The organism is Oceanicoccus sp. KOV_DT_Chl (assembly GCF_900120175.1).
Classification (GTDB): domain Bacteria; phylum Pseudomonadota; class Gammaproteobacteria; order Pseudomonadales; family Dasaniaceae; genus Oceanicoccus.
In genome coordinates, this window is sequence record NZ_FQLF01000002.1 from 201976 (window position 1) to 219061 (window position 17086).

A 17086-nucleotide genomic window follows, 5' to 3' on the forward strand; every position below is an offset into this window, starting at 1 on the left:
TGTATATATTTTGGTGAATTATTTAATTTGTAGAAATAATTTATTAAAACCAATTCCGTGGCCAACCATGAGAATACAACAAATACTATCGTAAAAGCACCTTCCCATTTAAATGGAAGTGCTTCGTAAAGTGCATACAGCCCAAGCAATACAGGAACTATCGAAATTATCAAATTTCCAATAGTTCGTCTTTTACGAAATGATTTCTCAGCATTATCCTTACTGAAGAAACCAGATAACTTACTCATATTTTATAGCTCGATCTATCCATGACACATAACGCCGGCCACAGCGGTGAGTTAAACTGGCGCTTTTTTTGCGGCTTTTTGCAAAAAAAGTGACAGTTTGACGAGTCCGTTGCTGGCCCTTGTTATGTGCTGAATTTGACATACTGAAATACAATTAACCACATAAACCAAAGATTATTAATTAAGAGGCTTAACTGAAAAACCTCGTGTATATATTTTGGTGAATTATTTAATTTGTAGAAATAATTTATTAAAACCAATTCCGTGGCCAACCATGAGAATACAACAAATACTATCGTAAAAGCACCTTCCCATTTAAATGGAAGTGCTTCGTAAAGTGCATACAGCCCAAGCAATACAGGAACTATCGAAATTATCAAATTTCCAATAGTTCGTCTTTTACGAAATGATTTCTCAGCATTATCCTTACTGAAGAAACCAGATAACTTACTCATATTTTATAGCTCGATCTATCCATGACACATAACAGTGTAATAGTACGGACCCTGCGGTCCGTAGATTAATTTTTATGCATTTGGGCACTCAACGCCACTGCATGACTCATGTGTATTTGATGGCTCAATTTTGACCCCGCATTGCGATTGAAGCTTTTCTTCTACTGCTGCTAGAAACGGATATATTGTATTAATTTTATTTTGATCTGGATAGCAATTAAGGCACGCATATCCATGCCTAAGCTCAACGCTGCCATCAAAGGATTCCCTAAAATAGAAGTTGTTCTCGATATTTTTGTAGGTATACCAATAACGATGGATGATGTCCGGTTTTTCTATGCCGTGCATAGTTAATGGTTTGCTGCCCTCTTCAGTGGAGTACCTTATTGAAGAAACCCCCTCAATAGCGCGCGTGGCCTCCAGGACACACTCCGTACTTGGATACTGATTAAAGGAAGATGATCTAGTCACTCCCCGAACAAAGTCGCAAGCCGAAACCAGAATGCTTAATGTGATGATTAGTATGATCTTCATGGTTTTAGTGCATAACAGTGTGTTTAACAGACCCGGTGGTCCGTTAAACACTTTTTAACTCTTTTATAGCACAGACTTATGCTTATTAAGTTTTTCATCGATACCTACTATTTGAAAGCGCTCTTTCCATATTGTTAGAAATATATCCAATACGCAAACCCCAACTGTCTTAGCCGTTTTTACTGTAAATGCCATAATCTGACCTTCACAGGTTAGATAAGTCTGTTTTAAGTGAGCTTTACCCTTTTCACTTCTATCAATCATCATTGAGCTGAAAACAGATGCTTCATTCGGGTGTGCGCCGTAATCAATGCAGCGGCCATAAAGCTGCCTCGTGATTTCGTTGAGCTTTTTATTCTTTACTGACTTCATTACATTGCCGTGTGAAAATTCACTGCGACATTTATTTGTATCTTTTGGGGAGTTGGGGCGGTCCAGCCAAATTTGAACAGATTGTGGGCGCTTTACCATATGATTAGCATAAAGTGCGTACTCTATTGCTTGCCGCATAACCGTAAAAGACTCTATTTGGTGCCCAGCCATTACTAGATAAATCGCAGAACGAAATGCGGAGTGAGCTCTATAAAAAAGCACTGCTGGCCATATTTCTTCCGGGTTATCTATACTGTTGCCCGCGAGGACAAACAAACCGTCAATTTCTTTTAGTGTATTGTAATCTTCTTTTGAGTTGGCGAAAGTTGCCACTCCATTGGACATTGATATGTCTAGGTATTCGGATAAATCATCTTTCGCCCAGTTTTCTGGCAGAGTTTCATGCATAGAGTTAACAGTGTGTTTAACCTACCAATCATTATCCAAGGTAACTATCTCTTTAGCTTGGCTCGCAGCTCTAATAATTTCGAATACGGTCTTTTTACTATCTCCACCGTAATCGGGTAAACTATATATTTTTTTGTCAAACTCCTCATTATCATATCCGTTATTCTCTACGTCGATATTAATATCTTTATAGCGTATCCACCATCCATCTGCCCCCGAGCATGTTTCGAATACTATAATCTCTGTTATACCCCAAGCTTCAATATTAGAAATTATTGAGTTTATAAAATCATGCAACAAATCGGAGAAACAGATATCAATAACTGTTGGTGAGTTTTCGACAATTTTCGTCGTGCTCATTGAATATATATTCATATCATTGGTGAAATAAGATGCAAACGGCTGATCTATCTCACGCAAAAATTCTTTTTCTCTACTAAAATCTTCAGATTTAGATTTTTCAATATTAAACTCACTGAAAACTGATAAAAACATTTCTTTTCTATCTTCACTTACAAAAGTTACTTGCAATTCTGCATATGATTCTGACACTTTACTCTCCTTTTAGGTTAACGCCCCGCTAAACGGCGAGCGTCAGCGAGTCCGGTGGAGGCCATGTTTTTTGTGGCCGGAACGAATTTGAGCGGTTTGTTAGCCTTAGATGCCCAGCACATGAGATACACTCGAAATAACTTGGTGGGCCAGCTCAGCTTCTTTTTGCGCAACCTTAATTTCACCACTATCGAAGAATGCCTTTTCATGTACCAATTCCTTTCTTGTGGCTTTGAATAAATCAACTTTATCTAATATTTCGGAATCTGAAACACCCAATAAGACAAGCTTTTCTCGATAGGGCTTGAAATCATATTTTTTAAATTGATCATTGCCATGCCTAGAGACAATTAATTGATGGAGTATTGCCTCTAGCCACATGCCCGTAAAAACCACCACTATCATAGACTGTTTGAATGAGTTATGAGTATCGTCATATTTAATAATGTAGCCACCGGAGCCATCATCTTTTGGGGTTCTTCCCTTTTTCAAAAGCAAGCACATTTTTGAATATGCCTCTTCTGCTATTTCCTTATAAATTGATGCATTCGAGTAAATCACTCTCTCTGTTCCTTGTGAGGCTAACAGTGTGTTTAACAGACCCGCGGTCCGTATATTAATTTTTAAACTTTTCACCCTCTCAGTCTTGCAATAAAGGCCGAAAGAATGCTTGGTTTTACTTTGTTTGGGTACAAGCCTTTTACAATATCGCTAACAAACTCAATCATTTCAGGGCTTCCTGACTCCTTAGCAAACTTTTCAAGGTGGCCTTGGTTTCTGGCGTAAACTGACGCTGAAATATCAGAATTAAATTCATCTATAGACGCAGTAAATTTACCACCATGACCTAGAAGAAATTTCAGTATTTGAAGATTCCCATTCTTGATGGCATAGATTAACGGCGTTATCGCCTGCTCTCCAGAGGCCACATTGGGATTTGCTCCATGCTTTATTAGTACTTCAACACAGTCAAAGTTTTCATGCTCAGTTGCTTCTTGCAATGGAGATTTAGGCCCGTGAATACTATGAAAGCTGTTTACAGTTTTCATTTTTATATTTATATTTGATGCAATTAGTAACTTCTCGAGTATGCTTTTATTTCCTATTCTTGACGCCAGTGAAATTGCAATTCTATTTTTTATCCATTTAAAATCAGGCTTATATTCCAATAGTAAATCGACAATTGCCTCGTCAGAATTTTCTACAGCATAATATAATGGTGAATGAGTATCATTGTGGCATCTAAAGTTCTGATCCGCACCGTTTTCAAGCAATAATTTCACCACAGACTGTTTATTTGAGTGCGTTGCCCTGCACAAAGGGGAGCTTGGAATCCACATTCCAGCATGGCGTCCTTTCTCCGGGTTCACATCACACCCATTTAACAACAAGAAACTGACGACTTCAGTATCACCTTGGTGGCATGCGGCTTCAAAAGGAAATCCATAAACCCAAGAAGGCTCTTTTACATCTATGCCGTGTTGCAAAAAAGCTCTAATAACTTCAACGTCCCCTTTATCACAAGCCATTGCGAACAATTTACTTTTAACGATTCGCTGTGAACTTTCGCCATAGATGTAATCACTATCGCCACTTTCAATTGCATTTTCTATATCTGAAAAGTCTTCGGTCATATTTTGAGTTTAACGCCTGCAACACAGGCGGAGCGTAGCGACGTCCAGCCAGCTTGCTGGCGATTGTGCTTGCACTTGTTAAGTGGGGAACTGCTGGCTGAGCTAAGTGCCGCTATGTGTAGCGTTAGCGGAACCGATATTGCCGGTAGCTCTCTGCAAGAAATCTTAGCCAATTTCCATTACCCAATTTCTCTTAGTGGCACACCACATAACGAAGTGATCTTTTGATGTTGCCACATTTGCTGAACGAAGGCACCAAGATGTTAATGCGGTGCTTTAAACTCAATGCTAGCACAATCTAAAATGACCTACAGTGTGAGAACTACAATGCTTGTTGATCATGTAAAAAATATTTTGCAAGCAGAGCCATTTAACAGTGTAATAGTACGGACCCTGCGGTCCGTAGATTAATTTTTATGCATTTCTCCGACCTCTAATCATCACTCATTTCCCCACACACAACACACCGTGCGCCGCTCCATGCAGAGTGACCACATGATGGACAACGAAAACTGCTATGGACGTCTGGGCCGATTGGGCCACCACCGACACCATAAGGCCCCTTCACTAATCGAATGCCATTCTTCTCGCTTATTACCTCAATTAATGGGGAGAGCAATATTGGCTCTTGAGAGACATCAACCTCTCGTTCGGCCTCATGGAACTGACTAAATTCCATAATTTCTTTTTGGATATTCTGTCCAAGACTGCCCGCATCTGCTGCTCTCTTGATGGTATTCCAAGCTCTAGACATTACTTGATTAGAAACAACTTTATTTGCCAGCTCTTCTGCATGAGCAGCTTTCTCCGCTGCTATTTCGAGCTCTAACTGGATTCGAGGCGTTGGCTTAAAGATGCGACTGCGCTTTCGATTGTTACACCTCGCACAAGAGGGAAGCCAGTTTCGATATGACTGAATATCGAAATCGTTAGGCAAATTGAAAGCCTCAATAGTCGCAGCTAGTTCTTCTGGGTTATCTAGCAGAGCCTCAGGTATAACATGATCTACTTGCATAGAATATAAATCCACAGGCTCAGTGCACATATAACACTTTTCCCTGTGAGCAGTATAAACCGCGTATCGCTCTGCATCACTGAATTGACGTTTAGCCACTTGCTATAAAATCCTCATGTGCCTATCTGATTGCATAACGCCTTTAGCATGGGCCGGAGCAAACTGGCGGCTTTTTTGGAACAAAAAAGGTGACAGTTTGCGGAGGTCCAGCACGAAGTGCGAGCATGGCTAAACTTGTTATAGCTTTACTCACTAATTTCTACCTTACGCCCATCTGGGTCTGTAAGTACATATATAGTATTACCTTCAAACTCATATGAACTAGTGACGGTTACATTTTTAATTGTGGTGGCTAGATCTGAAACCTTAAAACCTAACCGATTATTGTCCTGCGGAGATTCACCGTTGTTTGGGTAAAGCTCAAATACAATGCCATCATGCTCACATGAATAATGCGCAGGGCCATTACCATGTTTCTCTTTGACAAAAGACAAACCCAGCAATTGGTAGAAGCCTTTACTTACTTCTATATCTTTGCACCTAATGACTAAGAGAGAAATTTTCAACTAATCTCCAATGGGCTATAACGCGGAGGTAATGGGCAGCTTTGTGGCGAAGCCACGCTTAAAGCTGTCCAGCCGAAGGCGCCATTGACCGTTTTGTTATGACTTTGTTGCATGTAATTCCAGCTTACAATTTTGGCACTCGTTGGATCCTGGACCAAGAATAACTTTTGCAGAGCTACCAAAAGGGGCTTTGCAACGAGGGCACGGAGTATGGGCAGTACGATAAAGCCGATGGTAAAAAAGAGCAAAGGCAGCAATACCAAAAACTGGTGCCATAGCGGGTATAAAGTACTGGGATACCAGACCTGTGATGAGACAGAGAGCTATAGGTGCATCCAGCTTGTACAATTTTTCCCTCTTTTCCTTTATCGTTCGTAGCTCGTGCTCAAATTCCATGTTTTAGCTCTGGGAAGTCATAACGCCTCAATAAAGGGCGCGCGTTAGCGCGTCCAGCCGAAGGCGAACTTTGATTGACTTGTTATGAGTTTTTACACTCAATACCCGAACGTGCTAGGCTCTTCACTACCCGAGCCATGGAACGCCCCCGCAATACCACCTAATACTGTGAATATAAAAACTAGCAAGCTAGGCGCCATCCAAAGCTCAGCATAATAGTATGTACTGATTAGAAACCCTGACATCATACCACCTATAGCCTGCTGTACTTTCAGCTTGAGTGTAATGTTACTACTTGATAACTCTGGGCCAATTACTATTCCAAGCGTGACACCGATTGCTGCAATATGAGAAAGCTCATAAGATTTTTCAATACCGTTGAATATGGCGACAGATGCCAATCCAATTGCTATAAAAATACTAGCGACAACAGTTAGCTTGGCTGGATGCATATTCATGACTCATAACAGTGTAATAGTACGGACCCTGCGGTCCGTAGATTAATTTGTATTGGTTATTATTTACCTCTCTACTTTATCTTAGTTTTCAATAAGTTACTATTTTGATTAATATTTAACCATTCGTAATAACACGAACTATTTGGTCCGTGTTATTACACTCGCCATTTTTGTAAAATGATTATTACCCCTTTTAATCAACGACTTAATCCATACAGAAGAAAACCTAATGAGCAATATGCGGACCCGCATTATTGCAAAATACGATCAGGGGCAAATGCGGACCCCGGTGATGGGTAAATGTCCGCTTTCGGGAGCTAGAAATGAGTAATTGATTAGGCCTGCTTTGGGTCAACAGTGAGCTAAATGGCCAAAGCATGAGCAATGACCGCTCGCCCCTGATTTCAGACCTTATTTATCTTTCATACACCAATCAAGGGAAAGGCTTTGTGCGACAATCTGTCAGAGTAGTTAAGCGGGCTGTTGAAAAGGCCGTCTGAGCTACTACAAATAAGCATATTCACTTTTTTTGGTATTGGGTCATTGACGTTATTCCCCTCTATATATTTACAGTCTATATTTCTGTGTTCTTATTTACAAAGTTACAACGAGCGAAATGCTAAGCTCCCCCTTAACCTCAGGATACTTGCTAGAAATCTCGCGTACTGTCATCTAACTCGCCTAAACAAGTGAAGTCGCTTAGCTTCATCTTATTAACAAGCTATCACCGGAAGATCACTCCATCGAGTTGTATAAGCTGGCGAAGTAAATTGCTGCCGCATATACCACTTTTTGGTGAACCCTTCCGAGGCTAAATGGACAGTGCCTTTACCAAAGCGATGGTTGACCTGATCTAACGCCTTGACCCATTTATCTGTGTGCTCAGATTGCCCTGGATGCCATAAATCAAATTGATGGTGCTTTTTATCAACCATCGCTATCAAACCTACTCCGGCTTTCATAAAACGATGGCCGGGTTTATATAGATTCATTATCGCCTGCTTAGCCGCCTTGGTTATCACTCTTGCGTCATCCGTTGGAAACGGTAGCTGAACCACCTGACTGTTGCTGTAAAAACCGGGTTCAAATGGGGATGTATGAAGAAAAAAATGAATAGTCTGTGCAAGATGTTTTTGCTGCCGTAGTTTTTCAACCGCTCGCCGAGTATATAAAGAGACCGCTTGTTGAATCGGTTCAAGCTCCGTCAATCGGTGACCAAAGCCGCGCGTACAATAAATCTGTTTTTTGGCAGGAGGTAACTCTTCTAATCCATAACACTGCCTGCCATTGAGTTCTTCGATTGTCCGCTCTAAACAAACCGAACTCATTTGACGAATCATTTTGGGGTTGGATGCTGCTAAGTCCCAGGCCGAATAAATGTGATGTTCAGCTAACCGCTTTGCCAATCGACTAGCGATTCCCCACACCTTAGTCACCGGTAATCGTCGTAATACCCACTCCCACTTTTCTGGGGTATCAAGCACACAAACACCATTACCTTGTCGGTGCTTTTTAGCGACATGATTAGCGAGCTTCGCTAATGTTTTACTGGGGGCAATCCCTACACCGACCGGCATTCTTACATGCTGCCACACGGTATCTTTTATACGGTGACCATACTCACTCCAGTTTTCTTGGATACCGGTAAAATCAAGAAACATTTCATCGATGCTATAAATCTCTATTGAGGGGGAATATTGATTCAACGTGTCCATCACCCGGTTTGAAATATCACCGTATAAGGGGTAATTGGATGAGAATATAGTGACACTATGACGGCGAAGAATGTGCTCAATTTTATGGAAAGGCACAAGGTCTTCAATGCCTAAGGCCTTGGCTTCTTTCGATCGAGCCACCACAAAGCCGTCATTGTTACTGAGCACAACGACCGGTTTCCCTCGTAGCTCAGGGCGAAATATCTGCTCACAAGACGCGTAGCAGGCGTTACAATCAACCAGCCCTAACATAGGTATTAATCGCGTGTATAACGACGCCCTCAGTATGAAAATCAGCTCCATCAGGTATCGGGATAGGAGAAAACTCATCATTGCCGCTGAGCAATCGTTGCCGGTGAATATCTAGCACTTTGCATGTCAGCTCCCCATTAATAACGGCGATAACGATGGCGCCATGAATTCGGGCTTCCGCACGATCGACGATTAACAGGCAGCCATCCAAAATGCCAAGCTCTTTCATTGAGTGACCCGAGGCTCGACAATAAAAAGTCGCTGCAGGGTGCCGGATCAAATGTTCATTAAGATCGAGCGTTCCTTCAATATAATCATCCGCTGGGCTAGCGAAGCCTGCTGGTACCGAACAACCAAACAGAGGTAGAGACAAAAAGGTTTTTGCTTCATGCGCTGAAATAGGGATAATAGTAGCCACAACTAAACACCTGTATATAAAAACAGTATTATGTGTACTAACTTTGTCTTAATCAAGAAGAAAAGCATTGTTCAATTAGCAGGCAATTTAGGTGTGAATGCCGACGAATTGCACTATCAACCACACGCCAAACCGGGCGCCGTCATTTCCATTATTACAGCTACCTCGAAAGGCAACACAATCAAAGAGGCTATCTGGTGGCTGTTCCTGAAGCAGACAGAGACTGGGCTGAAGCCGCATCCCGACTATTTCAGCGTGAACACGCGTTATGACAAACTAGCTAGTCGACCTGAATTCCGTACCTCGCGCTGTATCATCCCGGCTACCGCCTTTATGGAGTCACAGGATGGAAAGAGACCTCACCTGCTCGAACCGATTGACGATAGCGCCATTGCCTTTGGCGGCTTGTTTAAAGAATGGACTGATAAGCTCACAGGTGAAGTAGTCATCTCTGCGAGTATTATTACCCTACCGGGGCATCCCGCCCTTGCAAACATCCATCGTAAATCAACACCCTTATGGTTATCAGAAAATCAGTTTGAGCAATGGTTAGATTGTGATGCAACGCCAACTAGCGCCCTCAATGACTTTTTAATTCCCAAATTACACACAGATTTAAAAGCAACACCTATCGATAAAATGAGTACTCGACATCAAATCGGAGAGCCAATACGGCTCGCACAAATGCCCAATCATTAAATAATGGATGCCGCCTGTCGATCAGCCGTTATTTTACTAACTGCTCCAGCGCTAGCTGTCTCTCCATCACTTAAAGAATCTCTAAACGCGTCGACAAACTTTCTTTAGGCTTTGTATCAATATCAGTCATGTTTAATTCTTATCAGTCATAACCTATATCGGTATGGAGCCACGACTAATCAGATTGAGAGACGCACCAAGCTATCTGGGCATGGATAAAAACCGTTTTAACCGTGAGGTAAGACCTGCCCTAGTGCAAATACCTATCGGTAAACAGGGTATCGCTTTCGACAGGCTTGAAATGGATGCTTGGGTGGAGCACTATAAGTCCCGCAACGGGCGTCCCGCTTCTGCTAAAGGAGAACAGATATGGGACGAAAACAAACGTCAGGATTACGAAAACGCGGTGAGTTCTGGCACATTGAAAAACAAGTGCTTGGCCGAAAACTTTTCGAAAGCACTGGCACAAGCAACCTCAAAGCGGCGGAGTTGATGTTAGCCCGCCGGATTGAGGAGGTGAGACAGGCACAAGTATTTGGAGCGCGACCAAAGCGAATATTCAGGCAGGCAGCAACACGCTATCTTGAAGAAAATATGCATTTGGCCACCATCGATAAATGTGCCCATCACCTTAAACAGTTTGATCCTTTTATTGGTGACTTGGAGTTACATCAAGTCCATATGGGAACACTGCTACCGTTCATTACCGCAAGAAAGAAATTGGGCAGGAAAAATAAGAGCGTCAATCTCGCCTTATCGGTAGTGCGTCGAATTTTGAATTTAAGCGCACGCTTATGGCGAGATGAAAATGGCTTAACCTGGCTGGATACAGCTCCACTCATTCAGCTATTACCATTAAATGATGCTCGACAACCTTACCCTCTTTCCTGGGATGAACAATATGCACTGTTTAGGGTATTGCCCGATCATCTAAGTCGTATGTGTTTATTTAAGGTGAATACGGGCTGCCGTGATCAAGAGGTTTGCCAGCTCAAATGGGAGTGGGAAATAGTAGTTCCAGAACTGGATACTTCTGTTTTCCTGATTCCTGGTGAGCGAGTAAAGAATCGGGAAGATCGGTTAGTAGTACTGAATCGTATTGCTCAATCAGTTGTGGACAGTGTACGTGGCCAACATGCAGATTATGTTTTCACCTATCGGTCACAACCGGTGGAACGTATCAACAACAATGGCTGGAAACGTGCAAGGCGGCAATTAAACTTGCCGGTTCGGGTTCACGATTTAAAACATACGTTTGGACGTCGATTACGTGCTGCTGGAGTGCCACTGGAAACCCGAAAGATTTTACTGGGTCACCGCAATGGAGATATTACATCCCACTACTCTGCCCCTGAATTGGAGGAGCTTATAGAGGCAGCAAACAGGGTATGTGAAGGCAAGTCCGGCAAAACTCCGGCACTGGTAGTACTAAGGCATCGCGCAATTAATCACTGATTTGATTAACTACTTGATGTAAAACGAGAAAAATGGTGGGCCGTGCTGGATTCGAACCAGCGACCAATTGGTTAAAAGCCAACTGCTCTACCAACTGAGCTAACGGCCCCGGAAGGAGGCGCATATACTAATGATTTCATTGAAAAAAACAAGTCTTTTTAAGCAGTTAGCTAAAAAAAATCACTGCCTGTTTATTGACCTAAAGGCCCACTATTTGACTGGCAGATCAGTGCCCCGCAGCGTCATTCCACAGGATTTTGTGTAACTGCAGCTGTAATCGTACTGGCAAATTGTCAGCCAAAATCCATTCTGCCAATTCAGTAGCATTCACCTGACCAAAGCTCGGCGAGAACAATATTTCACCGACCCTGCTGGAAAGTTGGTATTCATCCATTTTAAAACGGGCCCATTCGTAATCAGCCCGATCACAAATGACAAACTTCAATTGATCTTTTGCCGCTAGCAAGGCGATATTTTCGTAACGATTTTTGGACATTTCTTGGGAGGCTGGGGTTTTGAGGTCCATCACGGTGACTACGCGCGGATCAACACCTTCGAGGCTAATTGCGCCACTGGTCTCTAGAGATACCTCGTAGCCCTGATCACACAGCGCTGTAAGTAACGGGAGGCAATTGGGTTGCGCCAGAGGCTCACCGCCAGTGACGGTAATATAACGCGGCTTATAGCTTGCTGCTTTTTCGACGATAGCTGCCAGCGACATTTTATCGCCACCATGAAAGGCGTATTCGGTATCACAGTAACCACAGCGCAAAGGGCAGCCGGTTAATCTAATAAAAACCGTCGGCAAACCAACCGTGCGGGTTTCACCCTGTAGCGAATAAAATATTTCAGTGATACGTAAATCGGTCATTGGCACTGGTATTCACTAGAGCGCAACCAGGTAATAACCAGGCCGTTTAGAAATTAGCATTGATAAACTGTTTAGCTTTATCGGCTGAGGAAGAATTAGGTCCGTTACTGTATTCAGTCACCACTTGCTCAAGTAGTTCGCGCGCCTTGCTCTTATTGCCTTTCAGATAATACACCTTACCTAATTTATATTTGGCATCCGGTACTTTCGCATTGCCGGGATACTCACTTAACAATAGAGTAAACGACTGTCTGGCGCCTTCAAGATTTTGCGGCTGAATTACCTGGTATAACTCGCCCATCCAGTAATGACTGTTGGGCGCATAACGACCATTAGGAAAATCAACTAAAAATACTTTGAACGCATCTAACGCCTCATCGAAGCGGCGACTGGTCACTAGGCCATAGGCCGCATCATAAGCTTCTTTTTCACCAGCCATTACGCTAGCCTCAACGGCTGGCCGGGTACTGATAGGCCCAATAGCCTTAGCACCTGCGCCAGAGTTGGCATTCTGCGCACCGCCAGCAGTCAGTTCGCCAACACGACGGTCAAGATCAATATAACGCTCCATGTTCTGCTCTTTTACTTGCTTCAGTAAATACGACTGTTCTTCAACAATACCACGCAACTGCATCACTTCTTGTTGCAGTAATTGCAGCTGGTAAAATATTTCACCTTGAGACGACCCGGAGGCCTGTGCTGTGTCTGCACCAGTATTTGCTTGGGCTGGTGGCGACGCAGCTGCACCCACTTGAGAGCGAGAACTGGAATCGATGCTGGCATCAACAATGGGCGCCTGAGCAATACTAACGCTACTAAAAGCAGATACCAAAAAAACAAAAGCCGCACTAAGGGCTAGCGCGGCAGAATGTTTATGCTGAATAGACATAGAGTTTCTTTCTATATGGCTTACGGTATTAAATGCGGTTTTATTACTACCGCTGTGGCAACTATCGTTGATCAAAACACTGCGGTGGCAGAAAGAATTTATCCCAACACCGCAGCGACACGACAGCGAATTAAATTACTTTAATTCAACGCGACGATTCTTGCTCCATGATGCAGCATCAGAACCATTGGCCATTGGGCGCTCTTCGCCATAGCTAACAGTTTCAACGCGGTAGCGATCGACACCATTGATTATTAAATAATTAGCAACTGCGTTAGCACGACGCTCACCCAGAGCCATGTTGTACTCACGAGTACCGCGCTCATCCGCATGACCTTCCAAGCGAACTTTAGCTGTGCTGTTTTTCAAAATTACGACATGAGCATCCAATGCTGCGCGAGTAGCCGCAGATAAGGTTGCTTGATCGAATTCGAAGTAAAAAACAGTTTCCAGATTGGCAGCAGCTTCAGCAGCGGCTCTCTCTGCAGCAGCTTTTGCAGCGGCAGCTTCAGCAGCAGCTTGCTCTGCAGCAGCGGCTTCAGCAGCAGCGGCTTCAGCAGCACTATCGTCAGTGCTGTTAGAAGCACAGCCGACTAATATAATAGAGGCAAAAATTGCACTCAGCAGTTGGGTCTTTTTGATATCCATGATCAGTCCTAAATGGTTGGTTGTTAAAGGGATCAATTATTAGCGTCAGCCCTATTAGCTGACGGCTTGAGCTATAGTCTAGTCGTTAATCGACAAGTGAGCTATAGCCTAAGACCTATATAATGCAACGATGTTAACTCTATTTCGCGCATTTTACGGTGATCAGGCAAAAAGTCACTAGTCTTTTGGCATCTCTCCTAAATATTTTTCAGTATAGATTGGTTCAATCCAGATAGGGCGACCAACTGGGCTCGCGTACATCACCAAATCGCGAAGGCAATCTAAACTTAACTCCACCATCAAGCGAGACCGCAGCCAGAATACCTTTGCCTTGATATTTAGTCGCATACAGCAGCATCGCGCCGTTAGGGGAGATGCTCGGTGACTCATCCAAATCAGTTTCTGTGAGGATAGTAATGGTGCCGCGCTCTATATCCTGTAAGGCGATATGGTAATTACCCATGGAGCGGTGCACCATGATGATTCCCTGACCGCCCGGTACCACTCTGGCTCGTGCATTATAATCACCCTCATAGGTGATTCGCTCTTCATAGCCGGTTGCGAGGGTTACCTGGTAGATCTGGGGCTTACCACCACGATCCGAGGTATAAATTAGCGATTTACCATCAGGCAACCACGCTGGCTCGGTATCAATAGCAAAATGGCGAGTCACCCGCTGCAGGTTTCGAGTTGCGACATCCATCACATAAATATCCGGGCTGCCATCTTTTGACAACACCATAGCTAATTGCTTGCCATCAGGAGACCATGCTGGCGCGCCATTAAGCCCTTTAAAATTGGTCAATTGCGTACGCACTTTAGTACGCAAGTTATACATATAAATTGCCGGCCGGGTGGTTTCGAAAGAGACATAGGCGATATCTTCACCATTCGGTGACCAGGCGGGTGTTAATAGCGGGGCATTACTCTCATAAAGAACCTGCTCTCTGGCACCATCAACATCGGAACGCAATAATCGATAGGTAAATTCTCCTGCACCACGCTCTACCGCAGACACATATAATAGTTGCGTACTGAACGCGCCTCGAATCCCGGTTAATTTCTGGTAAACACGATCGCTCACATTATGGGCAATGCCGCGTAAATCGTTGACTAATCCATTCGCATTGCCATCCAAAACCATTTGCTGGGTATAAACATCAAATAGTTGATAATGCGCTGAAAAACCGTCGCTGGTGGCAATTAATTTACCTACCAACAAATAATCCACATTTAATGCTCGCCAATCACGAAAATACACTTCACTTTTTTCTGTCGGCAAACCCAGCATATCGCCACGAGACACCGGCGAAAACTGACCTGTACGCTGCAAATCTGCTTCAATAATCTTGGCCACATCTTCTTTGGCAAAACCTGAGCTCTGCCAACCGAAGGGCACAATAGCAATAGAAGTAGGATTATCACGCCCCTGGGTAATCTCAATGGTCAGCTGACCAAAAACCTGTGGGGATAAAACGATAAATACAAAAAAAGTTAATGCTGCGCGAATCACAGACGTAAATCCTCTGGTCTAAATTTCAGCCGTAAACGCCGAAAATATTGTTCAAAAATTCTAGGGGGCAGTTTCTGCAATTCCGGAAAACGCCCAGCTTTTAATACCGCGGCCTCGGCTGATCGATCAAAAGCTGCATTGCCACTGCTGCGAATAATTTTAACGCTCACAACCTCCCCCGTTGGTACCAGCTGCAAGGATAGTTCAGCTTCCATACTATTGCGCGCACTAGGCGGGCGATTCCAATTATTTTGGATCACTTCGGTAATTAAAGCGATAAAACTATTGGCAACTTCTACATCACTAAATGCCTGATTACGCACCTCTTCCTCGGCAATCGCATCTGCTAATTCCTGCTCAGTTTGCCGTTGCATTTGCTCAGCTTTAGCCCGCTTCTGCTCACGTTCCTTAATGCGCTGCTGCTCTAATGCTTGTTGTTTTTTTTGCTGCTCAGCTTTAGCTAATTGTTCTTGTTGCCGCTTTTTCTCCGCAATCTGCTTGCTTTCATCAGGCTTGGGCTTCTCTTTTTTAACCGGTTTGACTGCTTTTTTCGGTTTTTCAACTTGCTTGGGTTTATCCAAAGTCACTAATTCGGCCTGAATATATTTTGTGGCTGCACGCTTTACTATACGTGTGGGTTCAGGCGCATCGATTAAAATAAATGCCAGCAACACCCCATGAAAAAACAAGGTAACCAGTAACGGTAAAGTGAGCGACTTATACATGATATATAGACATCGCGCTTAAGGGTTTTCCGTTACCAGGCCAACAGATGGCGCGCCCGCCGCCTGCAAGGCTGCCATAAGCGCCACCACACTACCATAAGGCACACTTTGATCTCCCCAAACCAGCACGGTGGTATTAGGTTTACGGCGCATTATCTTGCCAACTTTATCCTGAACAACATTGAGCGACTGTGATTGCTCTTTCTCTTTACCTAAATTCAAGTAATAACTGCCATCGGCCTTGATCGACACAATTAAAGGCTCATCATCTTGTTTACCCACAGGCAATGCTGCCGCTTGTGGTAACTCAACCTTTACGCCCTGCATTAACATCGGCGCAGTCACCATAAACACGATTAACAGTACCAACATAACGTCAATATAAGGCACCACATTTATTTCTGCCATTGGCTTGCGGCGTTTAAGTCGTCTGGACATCTCTTAACCTTTTAGGCTGGGACGCGTTGCAGGGTTAGGATTGCTTTTAGGTTTTTCCGCCGGATTTGCGGGCGGCGAAACGGGTCGCTGAGAACCTGTTTGGGTAGCGGCTATTGCTGCTGACGATGTATGGGCTTGCCGGTGCAAAATGCTGTAAAACTCATCGGCAAAGGTATCGTACTTATTTAATAACGTTTCAACTTGGGCAGAATAGCGGTTGTAGGCAACAACGGCAGGTATAGCAGCAAACAAACCCATGGCCGTCGCTACCAAAGCCTCGGAAATCCCGGGCGCCACGGTAGCCAGCGTGGCCTGGTGCATGGTGGATAAACTTTGGAAGGACGTCATAATCCCCCAAACCGTACCGAATAATCCAACGTATGGGCTGGTCGAGCCTACGGTTGCTAAAAAAGGGAGATGTTTGTCCAGCTGCTCTTCTTCGCGCGAATTAGCCACTCGCATTGCTCGCTGCGCACCTTCCATCACCGCATCGGCATCGGCTCCCACTTGCTGCCGCAATCGCGAGAATTCTTTGAAACCGGCGCGAAAAATGCTCTCCATGCCAGCAAAACTGGTTCCAGCCTCAGCCTTTACCGACCCCTGTCGAAACAACTGACTCAGGTCAACGCCAGACCAAAACTGACGCTCGAACTGCTCCATCGCACGCTTAGTTGCCCGAAAATAAAAACCGCGCTGGATAATCATAAACCAGGAAATCACTGATGCAATAAATAGCAGCAGCATCACGCCCTGTACCGTTAGACTGGCGTTGACAATTAAGTGCCATACCGATAATTCTTCTGTCACGCGACCTTCTCCACTGAA

18 protein-coding genes, 1 tRNA gene and 1 pseudogene are annotated in these 17086 nt (G+C 43.9%); 3 read left to right on the forward strand and 17 right to left on the reverse strand.

All coding sequences use genetic code 11. The features are described 5' to 3' along the window. Positions 1-1300 precede the first annotated feature (1300 nt). The 9 genes from UNITIG_RS04615 to UNITIG_RS04660 form a co-directional block, all read right to left on the reverse strand. Positions 1301-2017, reverse strand: a complete 717-nt coding sequence (locus UNITIG_RS04615) for a hypothetical protein (RefSeq protein ID WP_101757335.1) — start codon at positions 2015-2017, stop codon at positions 1301-1303. 21 nt (positions 2018-2038) lie between these two features. Beyond that, complete coding sequence (locus UNITIG_RS04620; protein ID WP_101757336.1) at positions 2039-2569, reverse strand: hypothetical protein; 531 nt, start codon at positions 2567-2569, stop codon at positions 2039-2041. A gap of 105 nt (positions 2570-2674) precedes the next feature. Further along, entirely contained in the window at positions 2675-3130 is a 456-nt protein-coding gene (locus UNITIG_RS04625) for a hypothetical protein (RefSeq protein WP_145999092.1), read from the reverse strand. Between the two features lie 71 nt (positions 3131-3201). Beyond that, complete coding sequence (locus tag UNITIG_RS04630; RefSeq protein WP_101757338.1) at positions 3202-4203, reverse strand: ankyrin repeat domain-containing protein; 1002 nt, start codon at positions 4201-4203, stop codon at positions 3202-3204. A 433-nt stretch (positions 4204-4636) separates the two neighbouring features. After that, positions 4637-5218 (reverse strand): hypothetical protein, encoded by a 582-nt coding sequence (locus tag UNITIG_RS04635; protein WP_145999093.1) that lies wholly within the window; start codon positions 5216-5218, stop codon positions 4637-4639. Between the two features lie 245 nt (positions 5219-5463). Continuing rightward, positions 5464-5784: a VOC family protein gene (locus UNITIG_RS04640; protein ID WP_101757340.1), complete on the reverse strand. Its 321-nt coding sequence runs from the start codon at positions 5782-5784 to the stop codon at positions 5464-5466. A 494-nt stretch (positions 5785-6278) separates the two neighbouring features. Next, positions 6279-6638: a hypothetical protein gene (locus UNITIG_RS04650; RefSeq protein ID WP_101757342.1), complete on the reverse strand. Its 360-nt coding sequence runs from the start codon at positions 6636-6638 to the stop codon at positions 6279-6281. 713 nt (positions 6639-7351) lie between these two features. Further along, positions 7352-8656: a Y-family DNA polymerase gene (locus UNITIG_RS04655; protein ID WP_369809142.1), complete on the reverse strand. Its 1305-nt coding sequence runs from the start codon at positions 8654-8656 to the stop codon at positions 7352-7354. Then, positions 8589-9023 carry a LexA family transcriptional regulator gene (locus UNITIG_RS04660; protein WP_235015262.1) on the reverse strand — a complete coding sequence of 145 codons (435 nt, stop codon included), beginning with the start codon at positions 9021-9023 and terminating at the stop codon, positions 8589-8591. The genes UNITIG_RS04655 and UNITIG_RS04660 overlap by 68 nt, the downstream gene beginning before the upstream one ends. A gap of 30 nt (positions 9024-9053) precedes the next feature. Between UNITIG_RS04660 and UNITIG_RS04665 the strand changes: the two genes are divergently transcribed. Both UNITIG_RS04665 and UNITIG_RS04675 read left to right on the forward strand, forming a co-directional pair. Further along, positions 9054-9722, forward strand: coding sequence for an SOS response-associated peptidase family protein (locus tag UNITIG_RS04665; RefSeq protein ID WP_101757344.1), 669 nt, complete (start codon positions 9054-9056; stop codon positions 9720-9722). A gap of 369 nt (positions 9723-10091) precedes the next feature. Beyond that, complete coding sequence (locus tag UNITIG_RS04675; protein ID WP_101757345.1) at positions 10092-11177, forward strand: tyrosine-type recombinase/integrase; 1086 nt, start codon at positions 10092-10094, stop codon at positions 11175-11177. 33 nt (positions 11178-11210) lie between these two features. On the opposite strand, the gene UNITIG_RS04680 is transcribed toward UNITIG_RS04675, so the two are convergent. The 3 genes from UNITIG_RS04680 to ybgF form a co-directional block, all read right to left on the reverse strand. Then, a tRNA-Lys gene (locus UNITIG_RS04680) sits at positions 11211-11286 on the reverse strand. 117 nt (positions 11287-11403) lie between these two features. Further along, entirely contained in the window at positions 11404-12048 is a 645-nt protein-coding gene (gene queE / locus UNITIG_RS04685; RefSeq protein ID WP_101757346.1) for a 7-carboxy-7-deazaguanine synthase QueE, read from the reverse strand. 46 nt (positions 12049-12094) lie between these two features. Next, positions 12095-12937, reverse strand: a complete 843-nt coding sequence (ybgF, locus tag UNITIG_RS04690) for a tol-pal system protein YbgF (protein WP_101757347.1) — start codon at positions 12935-12937, stop codon at positions 12095-12097. Between ybgF and UNITIG_RS23045 the strand changes: the two genes are divergently transcribed. Beyond that, a complete protein-coding gene (locus UNITIG_RS23045; protein ID WP_159931090.1) occupies positions 12923-13081 on the forward strand; it encodes a hypothetical protein in 159 nt (52 codons plus the stop codon). The two genes, ybgF and UNITIG_RS23045, sit on opposite strands and share 15 nt — an antisense overlap. On the opposite strand, the gene pal is transcribed toward UNITIG_RS23045, so the two are convergent. The 5 genes and pseudogenes from pal to tolQ all read right to left on the reverse strand — a co-directional run. After that, positions 13073-13585 (reverse strand): peptidoglycan-associated lipoprotein Pal, encoded by a 513-nt coding sequence (gene pal / locus UNITIG_RS04695; RefSeq protein WP_101757348.1) that lies wholly within the window; start codon positions 13583-13585, stop codon positions 13073-13075. The two genes, UNITIG_RS23045 and pal, sit on opposite strands and share 9 nt — an antisense overlap. A 223-nt stretch (positions 13586-13808) precedes the next feature. Then, on the reverse strand, positions 13809-15098 hold the full coding sequence (gene tolB / locus UNITIG_RS04700; RefSeq protein ID WP_101757349.1) for a Tol-Pal system beta propeller repeat protein TolB: 1290 nt from the start codon (positions 15096-15098) through the stop codon (positions 13809-13811). Beyond that, complete coding sequence (locus UNITIG_RS04705) at positions 15095-15823, reverse strand: energy transducer TonB (protein ID WP_101757350.1); 729 nt, start codon at positions 15821-15823, stop codon at positions 15095-15097. Before UNITIG_RS04705 ends, tolB begins: the two co-directional genes overlap by 4 nt. A gap of 18 nt (positions 15824-15841) precedes the next feature. Continuing rightward, the gene (gene tolR, locus UNITIG_RS04710; protein WP_235015263.1) at positions 15842-16261 is read right to left on the reverse strand and encodes a protein TolR; all 420 of its coding nucleotides are present in this window, start codon (positions 16259-16261) and stop codon (positions 15842-15844) included. Positions 16262-16381: 120 nt separating this feature from the next. Continuing rightward, a pseudogene (tolQ, locus tag UNITIG_RS04715) lies at positions 16382-17068 on the reverse strand (protein TolQ); the annotation flags it as partial. Positions 17069-17086 lie beyond the last annotated feature (18 nt).

Coding starts and splice junctions, on each gene's coding strand:
- UNITIG_RS04635 (WP_145999093.1), bottom strand. CDS start 5,218: ATGCAAGTAGATCATGTTATACCTGAGGCTCTGCTAGATAACCCAGAA.
- ybgF (WP_101757347.1), bottom strand. CDS start 12,937: ATGTCTATTCAGCATAAACATTCTGCCGCGCTAGCCCTTAGTGCGGCT.
- UNITIG_RS04675 (WP_101757345.1), top strand. CDS start 10,092: ATGGGACGAAAACAAACGTCAGGATTACGAAAACGCGGTGAGTTCTGG.
- UNITIG_RS04655 (WP_369809142.1), bottom strand. CDS start 8,656: ATGGAGCTGATTTTCATACTGAGGGCGTCGTTATACACGCGATTAATA.
- UNITIG_RS04615 (WP_101757335.1), bottom strand. CDS start 2,017: ATGCATGAAACTCTGCCAGAAAACTGGGCGAAAGATGATTTATCCGAA.
- UNITIG_RS04705 (WP_101757350.1), bottom strand. CDS start 15,823: ATGTATAAGTCGCTCACTTTACCGTTACTGGTTACCTTGTTTTTTCAT.
- pal (WP_101757348.1), bottom strand. CDS start 13,585: ATGGATATCAAAAAGACCCAACTGCTGAGTGCAATTTTTGCCTCTATT.
- UNITIG_RS04630 (WP_101757338.1), bottom strand. CDS start 4,203: ATGACCGAAGACTTTTCAGATATAGAAAATGCAATTGAAAGTGGCGAT.
- UNITIG_RS23045 (WP_159931090.1), top strand. CDS start 12,923: ATGCTGAATAGACATAGAGTTTCTTTCTATATGGCTTACGGTATTAAA.
- UNITIG_RS04665 (WP_101757344.1), top strand. CDS start 9,054: ATGTGTACTAACTTTGTCTTAATCAAGAAGAAAAGCATTGTTCAATTA.
- tolR (WP_235015263.1), bottom strand. CDS start 16,261: ATGTCCAGACGACTTAAACGCCGCAAGCCAATGGCAGAAATAAATGTG.
- queE (WP_101757346.1), bottom strand. CDS start 12,048: ATGACCGATTTACGTATCACTGAAATATTTTATTCGCTACAGGGTGAA.
- UNITIG_RS04650 (WP_101757342.1), bottom strand. CDS start 6,638: ATGAATATGCATCCAGCCAAGCTAACTGTTGTCGCTAGTATTTTTATA.